At 37.1% G+C, this 1,268-nt stretch carries 1 protein-coding gene; it reads right to left on the bottom strand.

Features of this window, described 5'->3' with window-relative positions; translation table 11 throughout:
- Nucleotides 1-32 precede the first annotated feature (32 nt).
- Nucleotides 33-1,019, bottom strand: coding sequence for a UDP-glucose 4-epimerase GalE (gene galE / locus ABXH34_RS18705; RefSeq protein ID WP_353573407.1), 987 nt, complete (start codon nucleotides 1,017-1,019; stop codon nucleotides 33-35).
- Nucleotides 1,020-1,268 lie beyond the last annotated feature (249 nt).

The following is a 1,268-nucleotide window of genomic DNA, read 5'->3' as shown; positions in this document are numbered from 1 at the left end:
GATTACTATTCTATCAGGCCATTATCAGCTATTTACCACTTCTTCCCATACTGTTGTTCCCACGCCCAAGCATGACTAATAATTATTTCTAAATCTGTAAATTGCGGTTGCCAGCCTAAAGCCATTTTTGCCAAACTGGCATCAGCCACTAAACGGGCGGGGTCACCATCACGGCGTTGACCTTCAATAATTGGAATCTCTTTCCCCGTTACTTGTTGCGTCACGTCAATCACTTTACGTACCGAAAACCCTTCACCATTACCTAAATTAAAGACTGCAGATTGACCACCATCCCAAAGCTGTTGTAATGCTAACCAATGGGCTTGACATAAATCATTGATGTGAATGTAATCTCGGATGCAAGTACCATCTGGTGTATCGTAATCTTGTCCAAAAATAGTAATATATTCACGACGCTGACTGGCTGCTTGTAATACCAACGGAATCAAATGGGTTTCAGGAATATGCCGTTCACCTAATTGTCCTTCTGGGTCTGCACCAGCGGCATTAAAATAACGCAAACAGATTGAACGCAAATCATACGCGGTTGCATAATCATCTAAAATTTGCTCAATTATCCATTTAGATAAACCATAAGGATTAATCGGATTTTTCGGATGGGTTTCATCTAACGGAACAGATTGAGGCTCACCAAAAATGGCAGCAGTCGAAGAAAAAATAAAATTCTTAACTGCATATTTCACCATGGTATCAAGTAAGTTCAGCGTATTAGCCACATTGTTTTGATAGTAAATACTTGGATTTTGCACTGACTCACCAACTTGAATAAATGACGCGAAGTGCATCACTCCATCAAACTGATAAGCTTGAAAAATATAGTCTAAATTAGCTTTATCACCTAAATCAGCAAATACAAAATCACCTCCAATCACTGCATTTCGATAACCATTCGATAAATTATCTAAAACAACGACTTTACAACCTTGCGCCAATAACAGTTTCACCATGTGAGAGCCAATATAACCCGCACCGCCAACAACGAGTATGGTTTTATTCATTTTATAAATCCGTATTTTTTAACTTAGCTTATTATAGAGTCCATTTAAAATCTTTTGTAAAAAAACTGTTAGGCAGTAAGGGCTTTCTCATTGAAGCACAAGAATTTTGATAAAACACCCTTAAAATATAGTAAAATAGGTATTACTAAAAGCAATTGTGCGGGTGCAGCAATTTTCGAGTATATGACACCGTTAAGAGTAAAAAATTTACATACCAATACTATCACTTTATTTTGCACAGCTTTATTA

This window comes from Candidatus Albibeggiatoa sp. nov. BB20, from assembly GCA_016744725.1.
GTDB lineage: Bacteria > Pseudomonadota > Gammaproteobacteria > Beggiatoales > Beggiatoaceae > Albibeggiatoa.
This window is presented reverse-complemented; position numbering and strand designations above follow the sequence as displayed.

Coding starts and splice junctions, on each gene's coding strand:
- galE (WP_353573407.1), bottom strand. CDS start 1,019: ATGAATAAAACCATACTCGTTGTTGGCGGTGCGGGTTATATTGGCTCT.